1 rRNA gene is annotated in these 1,486 nt (G+C 52.0%); it reads left to right on the forward strand.

Annotation, left to right across the window (positions count from 1 at the left end):
* Positions 1-1,440, forward strand: a 16S ribosomal RNA gene (locus tag GQ596_RS10855); the annotation flags it as partial.
* Between the last annotated feature and the right edge of the window lie 46 nt (positions 1,441-1,486).

Consider the following 1,486-nt stretch of genomic DNA (forward strand, 5'->3'; position numbering starts at 1 on the left):
TGGCGGACGGGTGAGTAAAGTATGGGGATCTGCCGAATGGAAGGGGACAACAGTTGGAAACGACTGCTAATACCGTATAATGTCGTGAGACCAAAGCATGGGACTTTCGGGCCATGCGCCATTTGATGAACCCATATGGGATTAGCTAGTAGGTGGGGTAAAGGCTCACCTAGGCGACGATCTCTAGCTGGTCTGAGAGGATGACCAGCCACACTGGAACTGAGACACGGTCCAGACTCCTACGGGAGGCAGCAGTGGGGAATATTGCACAATGGGGGGAACCCTGATGCAGCCATGCCGCGTGTATGAAGAAGGCCTTCGGGTTGTAAAGTACTTTCGGTGATGAGGAAGGCGGTGTATCTAATAGGTGCATCGATTGACGTTAATCACAGAAGAAGCACCGGCTAACTCCGTGCCAGCAGCCGCGGTAATACGGAGGGTGCGAGCGTTAATCGGAATGACTGGGCGTAAAGGGCATGTAGGCGGATAATTAAGTTAGGTGTGAAAGCCCTGGGCTCAACCTAGGAATTGCATTTAAAACTGGTTATCTGGAGTATTGTAGAGGAAGGTAGAATTCCACGTGTAGCGGTGAAATGCGTAGAGATGTGGAGGAATACCGGTGGCGAAGGCGGCCTTCTGGACAGATACTGACGCTGAGATGCGAAAGCGTGGGGAGCAAACAGGATTAGATACCCTGGTAGTCCACGCTGTAAACGATGTCGATTTGGAGTTTGTTGCCTAGAGTGATGGGCTCCGAAGCTAACGCGATAAATCGACCGCCTGGGGAGTACGGCCGCAAGGTTAAAACTCAAATGAATTGACGGGGGCCCGCACAAGCGGTGGAGCATGTGGTTTAATTCGATGCAACGCGAAGAACCTTACCTGGTCTTGACATCCACAGAATCTTGTAGAGATACGAGAGTGCCTTCGGGAACTGTGAGACAGGTGCTGCATGGCTGTCGTCAGCTCGTGTTGTGAAATGTTGGGTTAAGTCCCGCAACGAGCGCAACCCTTATCCTTTGTTGCCATCGATTCGGTCGGGAACTCAAAGGAGACTGCCGTTGATAAAGCGGAGGAAGGTGGGGACGACGTCAAGTCATCATGGCCCTTACGACCAGGGCTACACACGTGCTACAATGGCGTATACAAAGGGAGGCGACCTCGCGAGAGCAAGCGGACCTCATAAAGTACGTCTAAGTCCGGATTGGAGTCTGCAACTCGACTCCATGAAGTCGGAATCGCTAGTAATCGTGAATCAGAATGTCACGGTGAATACGTTCCCGGGCCTTGTACACACCGCCCGTCACACCATGGGAGTGGGTTGCACCAGAAGTAGATAGCTTAACCTTCGGGAGGGCGTTTACCACGGTGTGGTTCATGACTGGGGTGAAGTCGTAACAAGGTAACCGTAGGGGAACCTGCGGTTGGATCACCTCCTTACGAAGTGCTCGTAAGTGTTCACACAGATTGTTTGTTTAGAAGAAAG

This window comes from Gilliamella sp. Pra-s60 (assembly GCF_009795755.1).
GTDB lineage: Bacteria > Pseudomonadota > Gammaproteobacteria > Enterobacterales > Orbaceae > Gilliamella.